Annotated in this window: 15 protein-coding genes; all 15 read left to right on the top strand. The window is 41.8% G+C overall.

The window, feature by feature from the left end:
• Positions 1-8 precede the first annotated feature (8 nt).
• The 15 genes from DXD65_RS00165 (at position 9) to DXD65_RS00095 (ending at position 14,901) form a co-directional block, all read left to right on the top strand.
• Positions 9-167: a DUF4295 domain-containing protein gene (locus tag DXD65_RS00165; protein ID WP_005827735.1), complete on the top strand. Its 159-nt coding sequence runs from the start codon at positions 9-11 to the stop codon at positions 165-167.
• Between the two features lie 251 nt (positions 168-418).
• Positions 419-1,378 carry a signal recognition particle-docking protein FtsY gene (gene ftsY, locus DXD65_RS00160; protein ID WP_005827738.1) on the top strand — a complete coding sequence of 320 codons (960 nt, stop codon included), beginning with the start codon at positions 419-421 and terminating at the stop codon, positions 1,376-1,378.
• Positions 1,375-2,673, top strand: coding sequence for a 30S ribosomal protein S12 methylthiotransferase RimO (gene rimO / locus DXD65_RS00155; RefSeq protein ID WP_009038370.1), 1,299 nt, complete (start codon positions 1,375-1,377; stop codon positions 2,671-2,673). The genes ftsY and rimO overlap by 4 nt, the downstream gene beginning before the upstream one ends.
• 78 nt (positions 2,674-2,751) lie before the next feature.
• Entirely contained in the window at positions 2,752-3,024 is a 273-nt protein-coding gene (locus tag DXD65_RS00150) for an HU family DNA-binding protein (RefSeq protein ID WP_117600868.1), read from the top strand.
• A gap of 27 nt (positions 3,025-3,051) precedes the next feature.
• On the top strand, positions 3,052-4,233 hold the full coding sequence (locus tag DXD65_RS00145) for an HU family DNA-binding protein (protein WP_117600867.1): 1,182 nt from the start codon (positions 3,052-3,054) through the stop codon (positions 4,231-4,233).
• Between the two features lie 194 nt (positions 4,234-4,427).
• Complete coding sequence (locus DXD65_RS00140; RefSeq protein ID WP_057256497.1) at positions 4,428-5,423, top strand: AAA family ATPase; 996 nt, start codon at positions 4,428-4,430, stop codon at positions 5,421-5,423.
• A 167-nt stretch (positions 5,424-5,590) separates the two neighbouring features.
• Positions 5,591-6,460, top strand: a complete 870-nt coding sequence (locus DXD65_RS00135) for a DUF58 domain-containing protein (protein WP_005827747.1) — start codon at positions 5,591-5,593, stop codon at positions 6,458-6,460.
• Between the two features lie 7 nt (positions 6,461-6,467).
• Positions 6,468-7,547: a hypothetical protein gene (locus DXD65_RS00130; protein ID WP_005827749.1), complete on the top strand. Its 1,080-nt coding sequence runs from the start codon at positions 6,468-6,470 to the stop codon at positions 7,545-7,547.
• A gap of 95 nt (positions 7,548-7,642) precedes the next feature.
• Positions 7,643-8,626, top strand: coding sequence for a vWA domain-containing protein (locus DXD65_RS00125; RefSeq protein ID WP_005827750.1), 984 nt, complete (start codon positions 7,643-7,645; stop codon positions 8,624-8,626).
• An 80-nt stretch (positions 8,627-8,706) separates the two neighbouring features.
• Entirely contained in the window at positions 8,707-9,735 is a 1,029-nt protein-coding gene (locus DXD65_RS00120; RefSeq protein ID WP_005827751.1) for a VWA domain-containing protein, read from the top strand.
• Entirely contained in the window at positions 9,732-10,442 is a 711-nt protein-coding gene (locus tag DXD65_RS00115) for a tetratricopeptide repeat protein (protein WP_008664501.1), read from the top strand. Before DXD65_RS00120 ends, DXD65_RS00115 begins: the two co-directional genes overlap by 4 nt.
• A gap of 22 nt (positions 10,443-10,464) precedes the next feature.
• The gene (locus DXD65_RS00110; RefSeq protein ID WP_005827753.1) at positions 10,465-12,309 is read left to right on the top strand and encodes a BatD family protein; all 1,845 of its coding nucleotides are present in this window, start codon (positions 10,465-10,467) and stop codon (positions 12,307-12,309) included.
• A gap of 10 nt (positions 12,310-12,319) precedes the next feature.
• Positions 12,320-13,165: a tetratricopeptide repeat protein gene (locus tag DXD65_RS00105; RefSeq protein ID WP_005827754.1), complete on the top strand. Its 846-nt coding sequence runs from the start codon at positions 12,320-12,322 to the stop codon at positions 13,163-13,165.
• Positions 13,166-13,414: 249 nt separating this feature from the next.
• A complete protein-coding gene (locus DXD65_RS00100) occupies positions 13,415-13,690 on the top strand; it encodes a DNA-binding protein (protein ID WP_085929906.1) in 276 nt (91 codons plus the stop codon).
• Positions 13,691-13,770: 80 nt separating this feature from the next.
• Positions 13,771-14,901, top strand: a complete 1,131-nt coding sequence (locus tag DXD65_RS00095) for a universal stress protein (RefSeq protein WP_005827758.1) — start codon at positions 13,771-13,773, stop codon at positions 14,899-14,901.
• Positions 14,902-15,060 lie beyond the last annotated feature (159 nt).

Raw genomic sequence — 15,060 nt, 5'->3', positions numbered from 1 at the left:
TATAACTTATGGCAAAGAAAGCGGTAGCAACCTTGCACGAAGGAAGCAAAGAAGGACGTTCTTATACAAAGGTTATCAAAATGGTGAAGTCTCCTAAGACTGGTGCTTACATCTTTGATGAACAGATGGTCCGTAATGAAGATGTTCAGAACTTCTTTAAGAAATAAGATAAATACAGTGGCTGTAAAGCGCTGATGACTTATAAAGATCCCCCTTGTCGGTATTTCCGGTAAGGGGATTTCTTTTTAAAAAGAGGACGAAGTTTTTAATATTCGTCAGTTTTGTTATATCTTTGCTGAAAATGCGAAGATAGGCTGCACCTCAGCATAAAAAATGAACGGGTTCATTTTATTCTGCATCCGGTTTGCACTATCTTTGCAGGGAATGCGAAAACAGGTTGCATAAAAATAATTAGTGTATGGGATTTTTTAGTTTTTTCTCCAAGGAAAAAAAGGAAACATTAGATAAAGGATTATCTAAGACCAAAGAAAGTGTGTTTGGCAAGATTGCGCGTGCTGTGGCAGGAAAGTCAAAAGTTGATGATGAAGTATTGGATAATCTGGAAGAGGTGTTGATAACTTCGGATGTGGGCGTGGAAACGACACTGAAAATTATTGAACGTATCGAAAAGCGTGCAGCAGCCGACAAATATATGAATGCCACTGAGCTGAATCATATTTTACGTGATGAAATCGCAGCGTTGCTTACAGAGAATAATTCGGAGGATGTGGATGACTTTGAAGCACCGATTGCGAAGAAACCATACGTCATTATGGTAGTGGGCGTCAATGGTGTAGGGAAGACTACTACGATTGGCAAACTGGCTTATCAGTTCAAGAAAGCCGGAAAGTCTGTTTATCTGGGTGCTGCCGATACTTTCCGTGCTGCTGCTGTGGAGCAGTTGGTGATATGGGGTGAACGGGTAGGTGTGCCTGTTGTAAAGCAGAAAATGGGTGCTGACCCGGCTTCTGTCGCTTTTGACACACTGAGTTCCGCAACTGCCAATAATGCCGATGTGGTAATTATAGATACGGCAGGACGCCTTCATAATAAAGTCGGTTTGATGAATGAACTGACGAAAATCAAGAATGTGATGAAGAAGGTTGTTCCTGATGCTCCGAATGAGGTGTTGCTTGTGTTGGATGGCTCAACCGGACAGAATGCATTCGAACAAGCCAAGCAGTTCACTCTGGCAACGGAGGTTACGGCAATGGCTGTTACAAAGTTGGACGGAACAGCCAAGGGTGGCGTAGTCATCGGCATTTCAGACCAGTTTAAAATTCCGGTTAAATATATTGGATTGGGTGAAGGAATGGAAGATTTGCAGGTGTTCCGTAAAAAGGAATTTGTTGATTCACTGTTCGGGGAGAATGCATGAAACGGAAGACTATAGATATCATCACTTTAGGATGTTCTAAAAACCTGGTGGATTCGGAACATTTGATGCGTCAGTTGGAGGAAGTGGGATTCCATGTGACACATGATGCGGAAAGACCGAAGGGACAGATTGCCGTAATCAATACTTGCGGTTTCATCGGTGACGCCAAGGAGGAATCCATTAATATGATTCTGGAATTTGCGCAGGCCAAGGAGGAAGGAAACTTGGAGAAGCTTTATGTAATGGGTTGCCTTTCGGAACGTTATCTGAAGGAATTGGCCGTTGAAATTCCCCAGGTGGATAAATTCTATGGTAAATTCAATTGGAGAGAGTTGCTGCAGGATTTGGGAAAGGCCTATCATGACGAGCTGCACATAGAGCGCACATTGACCACTCCCAAGCATTATGCCTATTTGAAGATATCCGAAGGGTGTGACCGTAAATGTTCTTATTGCGCTATTCCCATCATTACGGGAAGGCATGTGTCGCGCCCGATGGAGGAAATACTTGACGAGGTGAAGTATCTGGTTGCACGGGGTGTAAAGGAATTCCAGGTTATAGCCCAGGAGTTGACCTATTACGGAGTAGATTTATATAAGAAGCAAATGTTGCCCGAGCTTGTTGAGCGGATTTCGGATATTCCCGGAGTGGAGTGGATACGCTTGCATTATGCCTATCCGGCACATTTTCCGACTGATTTATTCCGTGTGATGCGCGAGCGTGACAATGTATGCAAATATATGGATATTGCCCTGCAACATATCAGCGACAATATGCTGCAAAAGATGCGCCGCCATGTGACGAAGGATGAGACGTATAAGCTGATAGAACAATTCCGTGAGGAGGTTCCCGGTATCCATCTCCGTACTACACTGATGGTGGGGCATCCAGGAGAAACTGAAGCCGATTTTGAGGAGCTGAAAGAGTTTGTCCGTAAAGTGCGTTTCGATAGAATGGGGGCTTTTGCGTATTCGGAAGAAGAAGGGACGTATGCCGCTGCTGAATATGAGGATTCTATTCCCCAGGAAGTGAAACAAGCGCGCTTGGATGAGTTAATGTCTATTCAACAAGGCATTTCAGGGGAGTTGAGTGCGGAGAAAGTAGGCAGGCAGATGAAAGTAATCATTGACCGGCTGGAAGGCGAATATTATATTGGACGTACAGAATTTGATTCTCCCGAAGTGGATCCTGAGGTTTTGATTGAGCGTGGAGACAGGGCGTTGCATATAGGTAACTTTTACCACGTAGAGATAGTAAATTCCGATGATTTCGACCTTTTTGGACGAATAATTTAAAGATTTTTCCTTATCTTCTTGCATATGTGAAGAAGATTTGCTAATATAGCACCGTAGTTCAATTTAAAGGCTTACATTTTGAATAACAAAGAGTTTACTTCTGAATTATCGCGGAGGTTAGGATACACATTGAAAGATACTTCTGAGCTGGTTGCTTCATTGCTGTCGGATATGGCACGGCAGTTGGAGGAGGGGAATATTATCTCTATACAAGGGTTCGGTACATTCGAAGTGAAAAAGAAGGCAGAACGTATATCTGTGAATCCGACTACAAAGCAGCGTATGCTGGTACCTCCTAAATTGGTGTTGACTTATAAGCCGAGTACATTATTAAAGGATAAGTTTAAGTAACCGGCTTTTAAAAAAATCTCCCGTATTATGAATGAGAAACTGAACATACAAGACTTGATTGACACGCTGGCTGAAAGGCATGGCATGAGCAAGAAGAATGCGGATAGTTTTGTGAAAGAATTCTTTCAGCTGATTGAGGAGTCATTGGAGAAGGATAAGTATGTGAAGATACGAGGTTTGGGGACTTTCAAACTGATAGATGTCGGGAGTCGTGAAAGCGTTAATGTGAATACGGGGGAAAGGTTTGAGATACAAGGGCATACAAAAGTGTCGTTTACACCGGAACCGGCCTTGAAAGATATTATCAATAGACCATTTTCGCATTTTGAAACTGTAGTTTTGAATGACGCTACGGTACTTGAGGATACCCTGCAGGAAAATGACAGTGAAGATGATGAAGATACTGAAATCAAAACTCTGGAACAAGAGGTGGAGGAGAAGGTTACCTTAGTGGAAGAAGCTACGATAGAAGAACCTTTGGTGGAAACTGTAATAGAAGAGCCGTTAATTGAGCCCGAACCGGCAGTTGAAGAGGAGAAACCGGAAAAAACGGAACCTGAAGCAATGCCTGAAAATATAGTTGCTGTTGAGCCGGAACCGTCTGAGCCAGTGATAAAAGATATGGCAGATTCTTCGACTATGAAATATTTTATAGGCATCGTTGTTTTTGTAGTGTTGCTGTGTGGTGGTGCCGTAGCTTTCATGTATTATCCGGACTTGCTTGACGCACTTACTGCAAAGCCTCTTGTAGAAGAAGTTGCAGACTCGGATGTGAGGGAATCTGTTACTGAAAAGGTGGAGGTTCCTGCCGGTCAAGACAATATTGCCTTGACAGACAGTATTGTTTCAAAAGATGTTGTAGCTCCTGCTCGGATAGATACTGTGGCAGAAACTGTTGCTGCAACAACTCCTACGCTTAAAAAAACTCCAAAGGAAAATGTACAAGTACAGTCTCCCACTCCTAAAAAAGAGCAAAAAAAGACAGTTGTACCGTTTGAACCGGATTCTGTGGGGTATACGATTGTGGGAACAGAAACCACTTATACCATCAAGGAAGGGGAAACGCTGACTAGGGTAGCGCTTCGTTTTTATGGAACAAAAGCTCTTTGGCCTTATATCGTGAAGCATAATCCCGGTGTAATCAAGAATCCGGATAATGTGCCTTATGGTACTACTATCAAGATACCAAAATTGGCCAAGAAGCAGTAAAAAATTACTGCTTCTTTTTTTGTTAAATACTAAACTCTATGAAAGTAGTTTAATCTAAAGGTTTCGCATAGTTTTTTAATAAAAATTAGTTGGTATGGTTAATTTATTCCCGTACTTTTGGGAGCGAAAAAAATAATTACCGGTTCAAAACCGGATAAATGAGGAAATTAAACATTAAAAAAATAGAATGATTTATGGCTGAAACAATTGACATCCGCGAACTGAATGAGCGGATTGAAAGACAAAGTGCTTTCGTTACCAATCTTACCACAGGTATGGACCAGGTCATTGTAGGACAAAAGCATCTGGTAGAGTCGTTGTTAATTGGTTTGTTGTCCGATGGACACGTGTTGTTGGAAGGTGTGCCCGGTTTGGCAAAGACTTTAGCTATCAAGACGCTTGCTTCGTTGATTGATGCGCAATACAGCCGCATTCAGTTTACGCCAGACTTGTTGCCTGCCGACGTAATAGGTACAATGGTTTACAGCCAGAAGGATGAAACGTTCCAAGTAAAAAAAGGTCCGGTCTTCGCAAATTTTGTTTTGGCTGATGAAATCAACCGTGCTCCCGCCAAAGTACAGAGTGCTTTGCTGGAAGCCATGCAGGAACGTCAAGTTACTATCGGCAATGAAACTTTCGGGTTGCCCAAACCATTTTTGGTGCTTGCCACGCAGAATCCTATTGAGCAGGAAGGTACTTATCCGCTGCCCGAAGCGCAAGTGGACCGTTTCATGCTGAAAGTTGTAATTGACTATCCGAAGCAGGAAGAGGAGAAACTGATTATTCGCCAGAATATCAATGGAGAGAAGTTCAACGTGAAGCCAATCTTGAAGGCTGACGAGATTATCGAAGCCCGCAAGGTGGTTCGCCAGGTATATCTGGATGAGAAAATCGAAAAATATATTGTCGATATTGTATTTGCTACTCGTTATCCGGAAAAATACGATTTGAAAGAGCTGAAAGACATGATTGGTTTCGGCGGTTCGCCCCGTGCCTCCATCAACTTGGCCCTGGCTGCCCGTAGCTACGCGTTCATCAAGCGTCGCGGTTATGTCATTCCGGAGGATGTGCGCGCTGTGGCACACGACGTACTTCGCCACCGTATCGGCTTGACTTACGAGGCGGAAGCCAGCAATATGACATCTGATGAAATCGTCAGCAAGATACTGAACAAGGTTGAAGTGCCCTAACGCATAATAGAGGTTTTCGTAAACTTGAGGTTTACAATCCAATACCTGAGGTTAGCGTCGTAAACCTTAGGGTTGAGTACCGAAAACTTCACCCCTTTTCATAGGGAAGTTTCTGTTATAAACTAAATTGCGCTTGTGTGCTTAAATGAGATTATTAAAATAAATCAATGGAAACAACAGAACTTTTGAAGAAAGTCCGTCAGATTGAGATAAAGACGCGCGGACTGTCCAACAATATCTTTGCCGGGCAGTATCACTCTGCCTTCAAGGGTAGAGGTATGGCATTCTCCGAAGTGCGCGAGTATCAGTTTGGCGACGACATACGCGACATTGACTGGAATGTGACCGCCCGCTTCAACAAGCCTTACGTCAAGGTGTTTGAGGAGGAGCGCGAATTGACAGTGATGTTGTTGGTAGATGTTTCCGGTAGTTTGGAATTCGGTACGGTAAAGCAGATGAAGAAGGATATGGTGACGGAAATTGCCGCCACACTGGCATTCTCTGCCATTCAGAATAATGACAAGATTGGTGTCATCTTCTTTTCGGACCGGATTGAGAAGTTTATTCCGCCCAAGAAGGGACGTAAGCATATACTTTACATCATCCGCGAACTGATAGATTTTCATGCGGAAAGCCGGAGGACGAACATTCGTCTGGGCTTGGAGTATCTGACAAACGTAATGAAACGCCGTTGCACGGCATTTGTCTTGTCCGACTTCATCGACCAGGAAAGTTTCAAGAACGCCATGACCATTGCCAATCGTAAGCATGACCTGGTTGCCGTTCAGGTGTACGACCGTCGTGTGGAAGAATTGCCACCCGTAGGACTGATGAAGATTAGGGATGCCGAGACGGGACATGAGCAGTGGATTGACACCTCCTCGCGTGCCGTGCGCCGTGCCCATCATGATTGGTGGGTGAACAAGCAGGCGGAATTGAATGAAACGTTTACCAAGAGTAATGTCGACAATGTGTCGGTACGTACCGACCAGGATTATGTCAAGGCATTGATGAATTTGTTTGCGAAACGAAATTAATCGGAAAATGAAAAGATATTTATTTCTGATAGCGTTATTGATAGCATGGTCGGGAAGGGTAGTAGCCCAGTCGGTAACGGTAGATGCTACGATTGACTCTTTGCAGATTCTTATTGGAGAGCAGGCAAAGATAAAGCTTCAAGTATCTCTGGATGCCGATAAGCGTGCCATATTCCCGGTATATACCGATACGCTGGTGAATGGGGTTGAAATTATTGATGTGGCCAAGCCGGATACGCAACTGCTGAATGATGGCCGGCGTGCATTGATAACTCAAGAGTATACAGTTACCTCTTTCGACTCGGCTCTTTATTATCTGCCGCCTATGGAAGTGACAGTGGATAATGAGAAGTATCGCTCCAAAGCGTTGGCCTTGAAAGTATATTCGGTGAATGTCCCGTTAGACCCGGAGAATCCGGAACAGTTCTTCGGTCCCAAAACAGTGATGCAAGCGCCTTTTGCCTGGGAAGACTGGTATGGTCTTATGGCTTGTGGTGCGCTGATTATCCCGATAGGGATATTACTTGTCTATCTGATAATGCGCTTCTTCGACAATAAGCCTATTATCCGTAAGGTGAAGGTAGAACCTAAGCTGCCTCCCCATCAGTTGGCTATGCAGGAGATAGAACGTATCAAGAATGAGAAGGTATGGCAGAAAGGGGAACCGAAGGAATATTATACGGAATTGACTGATGCTCTTCGTACATATATAAAAGACCGTTTTGGTTTCAATGCTTTGGAAATGACTTCTACGGAAATCATAGACAAGTTGCTGGAAATGAAAGATAAGGAAGCAATATCGGATTTGCGTGAATTGTTCCAGACTGCTGATTTGGTGAAATTTGCCAAGCATAATCCATTGATGAACGAAAATGACGCTAACCTGATTAATGCCATTGACTTTATTAATGAAACCAAGGAGAAAGAAGAGGAGAATGCCAAGCCGCAGCCTACGGAGATTACCATTATCGAGAAACGTTCTTTGCGTACCAAGGTTTTGCTGGGAACGGGTATTGTAGTGTTGGCTGTAGCCCTTGTCAGTTCATTGATATATATCGGATTGGAGTTGTATAATTATTTTGCTTAATACAGGAAAAGTGACTTCAATCGGATATACATGAGTGAAAAGTGAGGGATGTTTGGAGCGAAGCTGAATTGTAAATCGTTAAATCGTACATAAATATGGTTTTTGCCAATATTGAATATTTATTTTTGCTGCTGTTGCTTATACCTTATATAGTATGGTATATTATGAAGCGGAAGAATAGTGAAGCTACGCTTCAGATTTCGGATGCCCGTGTGTATGCCCATACCCCTAAAAGCTATAAGAACTATTTGTTGCATGTACCGTTTGTATTGCGGATAATTGCCTTGATACTGATTATTCTTGTTTTGGCACGTCCGCAAACCACCGATAGCTGGCAGAACAGTGAGATTGAGGGTATTGATATCATGCTTGCTATGGACGTTTCTACCAGTATGCTGGCCGAAGACCTGAAACCTAACCGGTTGGAAGCGGCGAAGGATGTGGCGGCAGAGTTTATTAACGGACGTCCGAATGACAATATAGGTATAACTTTGTTTGCTGGAGAAAGCTTTACGCAATGTCCGTTGACAGTAGACCATGCCGTATTGTTGAACTTGCTTAAAGATATGAAGTGCGGGCTGATTGAAGACGGAACGGCAATCGGTATGGGTATTGCCAATGCCGTTACCCGTTTGAAGGATAGCAAGGCAAAGTCGAAAGTCATTATTCTGCTGACGGACGGTGTCAATAATAAAGGTGATATTTCTCCTTTGACGGCTGCTGAAATAGCCAAGAGTTTTGGCATTCGCGTTTATACTATTGGGGTAGGAACCAATGGTATGGCTCCTTATCCTTATCCGGTAGGCGGAACAGTGCAATATGTCAATATGCCCGTCGAAATTGATGAAAAGACTTTGACACAGATTGCCGGAACAACGGAAGGTAACTATTTCCGTGCCACCAGCAACTCGAAGTTGAAGGAAGTGTACGAGGAGATAGACAAGCTGGAGAAAACAAAATTGAATGTAAAAGAATACAGCAAGCGCCAGGAAGAGTACCGCTGGTTTGCGTTGGCTGCTTTCTTGTGCGTATTACTGGAGGTACTGTTACGCAACTCTATATTGAAGAAGATACCGTAAAAACGGAGAATGTCTTTTAGTGTATCAGTCATTGCGTAGCCAAATTGTAAATTGTAAATTGCTAAATTGTAAATAAAAAGATGTTTCGATTTGAAGAACCTGCATATTTGTACTTGTTGCTGCTGCTGCCTTTATTGGCGGCCTTCTACTTGTACTCCAATTATCGGAGGAGGAAAGCCATTCGTAAATTTGGTGACCCTATACTGATGGCACAGCTAATGCCGGATGTTTCCAAATACCGTCCGGATGTGAAGTTTTGGTTGGTTTTTGCGGCTATCGGGTTGTTCACGGTACTGCTGGCACGTCCGCAGTTTGGTTCCAAACTGGAGACGGTAAAACGCCAGGGAGTGGAAGTGATGATTGCGTTGGATATATCCAATTCCATGCTGGCACAAGACGTACAGCCAAGCCGCTTGCAGAAGGCAAAACGGCTGGTGGCGCAGTTGGTAGATAAGATGCAGAATGACAAGGTCGGTATGATTGTTTTTGCAGGTGACGCATTTACCCAGTTGCCTATTACGAGTGATTATATTTCTGCCAAGATGTTTTTGGAGTCCATCGACCCTTCGCTGATTTCCAAGCAAGGTACGGCAATTGGAGCTGCAATAAATCTGGCTGCCCGGAGTTTTACACCTCAAGAAGGAGTGGGACGTACTGTTATTGTCATCACCGACGGTGAAAACCATGAAGGTGGTGCCGTAGAAGCAGCTAAGGCTGCTGCAGAGAAAGGTATCCAGGTCAATGTATTAGGGGTAGGTATGCCTGAGGGTGCCCCTATTCCAATAGAGGGTACTAATGATTATCGTCGTGACCGTGAAGGTAATGTAATCGTTACTCGCTTGAATGAGCAGATGTGTCAGGAAATTGCTCAGGCAGGAAATGGTATTTATGTGCGCGTAGACAATACCAACGGTGCACAGAAAGCGATTAGTCAGGAAATCAACAAGATGGCAAAGGCAGATGTGGAAACACAGGTGTACACGGAATTCAATGAACAGTTTCAGGCAGTGGCATGGATTATTCTGCTGTTGTTACTGGCTGAGATGTTGATATTGGAGCGCAAGAATCCTCTGTTCCGCAACATTCATTTATTCTCTAATAAGAAATGATGCGTATGTTACAGAAAAAATATATTGGAATAGTTTTGCTGCTGTTAGTGGCAGTTTCAGCTTCTGCACAGAAGGCGGAACGCGATTATATCCGTAAGGGAAACCGTTTTTTTAAGGATAGCGTATATGTGGATGCAGAAGTGAACTATCGGAAGGCTTTGGAGGTAAACCCGAAGTCAACGGTTTCCATGTTCAACCTGGGAAATACATTGACCCAGCAGAACAAGCTGCAGGAAGCGATGGAGCAATATGTGGGAGCTACCAAGATAGAAAAGGACAAATCGAACTTAGCACAGATTTATCATAATATGGGAGTCATCTTTCATTCTCAGAAGGATTATGCAAAGGCGGTAGAAGCCTATAAGGAGTCGTTACGCAATAATCCGAAAGATGATGAAACGCGCTATAACCTTGCTTTGGCACAGAAACAGTTGCAAGACCAGCAGCAGAACCAGGATCAGAATCAAGATCAGGATAAACAGGACCAACAGAAGGAGCAGGATAAACAGCAGGATCAGCAGAAAGACCAGCAACAGAATCAAGACCAGCAACAACAACCTTCTCAGCCGGAAAAAAAAGATAATGAGATGTCTAAGGAAAATGCAGAACAGCTATTGAACTCTGTCATGCAAGACGAGAAGGATGTGCAGGATAAAGTGAAAAAGCAGCAGGTACTTCAAGGAGGTCGTCTGGAAAAAGATTGGTAACAAACATAATAGGAAATAATATATGAGAAAAATAGTTTTCTTATGGATAGCACTGATTGCAGTCGGTATGAATGTCTTTGCCGATGGCAAGGTATCGTTTACTGCGTCTGCTCCTGACGCTGTGGCGGTAGGAGACCAGTTCAGACTGTCGTATACGGTGACTACACAAAAGGTAAGGGATTTTCGTGCTCCTTCTATGAAGGGATTTGATGTGTTGATGGGGCCCAGCCGCTCGCAACAGAGTAGCGTGCAGATGATTAATGGGCAGACGACTTCAACCAGCAGTATTACATTCACTTATATTTTAATGGCGACTGCAGAAGGTGATTTTACCATTCCAGGAGCCACTATCACTGCTGATGGTAACCAAATGGTTTCGAATTCTGTACAAGTAAGGGTTCTTCCGGCAGATCAGGCTGCTAATGGAGCTTCTGGAAATGGTGGCAAACAGAGTGAGGGCACTGCCAGCCGCGCTTCTTCCGGGACATCTGTATCGAATAGTGATTTGTTTATTACAGCTACTGCCAGTAAGATGACGGTGTATGAACAAGAGGCTTTTCTGCTGACATACAAGATATATACCTTGGTGGACTTACGTATGTTTGATAATGTGAAATTGCCTGACTTCAAAGGATTCCATTCTCAGGAAGTAGAATTGCCTAATGACAGAAGATGGGGATTGGAGCATTATAAAGGTAGAAATTATCAGTCTACAATCTATCGTCAGTTTGTGTTGTTCCCGCAACAAGCCGGTAAGCTGACAATTGATGCTGCACGCTTTGATGCTTCCATTGCAAAGGCTACACAAGTTGCTGATCCGTTCGAGGCATTTTTCAATGGAGGAAGCAATTACGTAGAAGTTAAAAAGACAATTTTGACTCCGCAACTGACAATTGACGTAAAGCCCTTGCCGGCAGGTAAGCCAGCCGATTTTTCGGGAGGAGTGGGAGAGTTCAATATAACTTCTTCTATCAATAGTACAAATGTCAAGACCAATGATGCTGTTACTGTCAAACTTGTCATTTCTGGTACCGGTAATCTGAAATTGCTTTCTAATCCGGAAGTTAAATTCCCCGAGGATTTTGAAGTATATGATCCGAAGGTGGACAATAAATTCCGTCTGACAAATTCGGGCCTCTCCGGTAGTAAGGTCATTGAGTATCTGGCAATTCCTCGTAATGCTGGAACTTATAAGATTCCTGCCGTAAAGTTCAGTTATTTTGATATTAATTCCCGTTCGTATAAGACGTTGACTACGGAGGAGTATGAATTGCATGTGGAAAAGGGAGTAGGTAATGCTGCTCAGACTATTGCAAACTTTACAAGCAAGGAAGAGTTGAAAGTATTGAACGAGGATATTCGTTTTATCAAGCAGAATAATGTAACTCTGTCTCCCAAAGGTGATTTCTTCTTCGGTTCGTTGACGTATTGGTTGCTTTATTTGATACCGGGTATTGCATTCATTACATTCTTTGTCATCTATCGTAAGCAAATAGCAGCCAATGCAAATGTAGCAAAGATGCGTACCAAGAAAGCCAATAAAGTGGCGGTGAAACGTATGAAACAAGCTGGTAAATTATTGGCTGAGAATAAGAAAGATGCGTTTTATGATGAGGTTTTGAAAGCTCTTTGGGGGTATATCAGTGATAAACTGAACATTCCGGTATCCCGTTTGTCTAAGGATAATATCGAAGAGGAACTTCGTAATTATGGTGTGAATGATGCGTTGATAAAGGAATTCCTCGATGCATTGAATAACTGTGAGTTTGCCCGCTTTGCTCCGGGTGATGATAACCAGGCTATGGATAAGGTATATTCAGCTTCTTTGGAAGTTATCAGTAAAATGGAAAACTCGATAAAACATTAATCAGGAGGAAATGGTAATGAATAAAATATTGTTTTTTACTCTTAGTCTAGTGATGGCAATTACTGCCTATGGGCAGAATTCTGCATCTGTAGATACATTACAGACTGCTAGTGACTCTACATCCGTCGGTTCACATGCGGAATTCTCTGCTGCAAGGCAAGAAAGCAATGTGACAAAGGCTGAAGGTGACAGCGCTTATATACGGAATGATTATGCTTCTGCCATTCAAATATATGAGAATCTGTTAAAGAAGGGAGAGGCTGCAGAGGTCTATTATAATCTTGGCAACAGTTATTATAAGGCAGATGATATAGCAAGAGCTATATTGAATTATGAGCGTGCCTTGTTGTTGGAACCTGGTAATGCTGATATTCGTGCAAATTTGGAGATAGCACGTTCTAAGACAATCGATAAGGTAATCCCAGTTCCTGAGGTTTTCTTTGTATCTTGGACTAAATCGTTGATTAATTGTCTTAGCGTAGACGCATGGGCTAAGTTGGGGATTGTGTTCTTTGTACTATTACTCGTTTCGTTCTATCTCTTTTTCTTTTCAAAACAGATTACGGGAAAGAAAGTGGGATTTATTGCAGGAATAGTATTCCTGGTTCTTGTTATATTGAGTAATGTGTTTGCTGCTCAGCAAAAAGGCGAACTGATGGAACGTAACGAAGCTATAGTGTTGGCACCTAGTGTCACAGTGCGTAGTACTCCCAGTGAAAGTGGTACAAGTCTGTTCATTCTTCATGAGGGACGTAAAGTTGAGATAAAAGACAACTCTATGCGTGAATGGAAAGAAATTCGTTTGGAAGATGGTAAAGTAGGGTGGGTTCCAGCTTCTGCCATAGAAGGTATTTAAATTTTCCCTGTATTCTAAAAACAGCTCGTATAAACCCGATAATTCTGCTTTATACGAGCTGTTTCTGTCTATTTTTAGGAGCTTTTTCTCTGTACTTATAATTCTGCATACTTGAAAATGATTATTTTTTGGAGAGGCAATATTCTTTTTGAAAAAAGATAAAGAAATAGTTTGTTTTATCCTTTTTTTTCCTTAAGTTTATAGCGTGATAATAAAAAGTACAGAGTATTAACCATTAAATTTATGAATATGAGAACAATAACATTTAATGAATTACGTAAGATTAAAGACTCATTGCCTAGTGGTAGTATGCATAGAATAGCCGATGAACTTGGACTGAATGTTGACACTGTAAGAAATTTTTTCGGTGGACACAATTTTAAGGAGGGGAAAAGTGTTGGGATTCACTTGGAACCTGGACCAGATGGTGGATTGGTTATGATTGATGATACTACTGTTTTAGAGCGAGCTTTAAAAATTTTAGATGAAATGGCAGGTAAGACTGAAGAAGCTGTTCGAGCTTAAGAAGAGAAAGTTAGATAGAATCCCAATTGCTGACAACAATTGGGATTTCTTGTTTGTTTTAATCTCAAAATCAATGATATATGGAAGATAAATTAGTTACTTTGGCAATCTTAACGTACGCGAAAGCTCAAATATTGAAAAATGTTCTTGAAAATGAAGGTATTGAGACTTATATTCACAATGTAAACCAGATACAACCGGTTGTTTCTTCTGGCGTACGTGTACGTATTAAGGAGAGTGACTTACCTCATGCTCTGAAAATTACTGAAAGCTCTGCGTGGTTATCTGAAGAGGTAGTGGGGGGGAAGTCACCTAAACTGGAGAAGGTTAGTAATAAAGTGCTGATTCCAGTGGATTTTTCCAATTATTCTTTGAAGGCTTGCGAGTTCGGTTTCAATTTCGCTCAGAATATAGGTGCAGAAGTTGTTTTGCTACATGTTTATTTTACTCCTATATATGCAACTTCTTTGCCATACGGAGACGTATTTAACTATCAGCTAAGTGATGAGGAGAATGTAAGGAGTATCTTACAAAAAGTTCATGCTGATTTGAATGCATTATCTGATAAAGTAAAAGAGAAGGTAGCTTCCGGCGAGTTTCCAGATATTAAATATACTTGTGTTTTGCGTGAAGGTATTCCTGAAGAAGAGGTACTCCGCTATACCAAGGAATATCGGCCACGCATTATCATAATGGGAACTCGTGGTAAAAGTCAGAAGGATATTGATTTGATCGGCAGTGTAACGGCTGAAGTGATTGAACGTAGCCGTGTACCGGTATTGGCCATTCCTGAAAATACTCCATTCAAGCAATTTTCTGAAGCTAAGCGTATTGCATTCATTACTAATTTTGATCAACGTGATTTAATAGCTTTTGATTCGCTAATAAATAATCTGAAATCATTTAAGTTTTCAGTGTCTCTGATACATCTTTCAGATGTTCAGAATACATGGAATGAAATAAAACTGGCTGGTATTAAGGAATATTTTCAAAAACAATATCCACAATTGGAAATATACTATGATGTGGTAAAGAACGATAATCTGCTTAGTAGTTTAGACAGTTATATCAAAAGTAATCATATTGATATTATAACATTAACTTCTTATAAAAGAAATATATTTTCGCGCTTATTTAACCCTGGCATTGCCAGAAAGATGATTTTCCATTCTGATACACCATTGTTGGTAATTTACGGAAGACCGAATTAGGTGTTGAATATAGGTATATATGGTTTCTATCCAATATCAGCATTATGTTTAATATGGCGCTGGAATAATTTAATCTAATTTTAATTTCTTCTCTCCCTCACTTAAGAAATAACATTCTTTACTTAATGATATAACAATAATAAAAGCCTAATTAATAAT

The organism is Bacteroides sp. 4_1_36, assembly GCF_003466325.1.
Classification (GTDB): Bacteria; Bacteroidota; Bacteroidia; order Bacteroidales; family Bacteroidaceae; genus Bacteroides; species Bacteroides uniformis.
The sequence above is the reverse complement of the archived record's forward strand: the minus strand, read 5'-3'. Positions and strand labels throughout refer to the sequence as shown.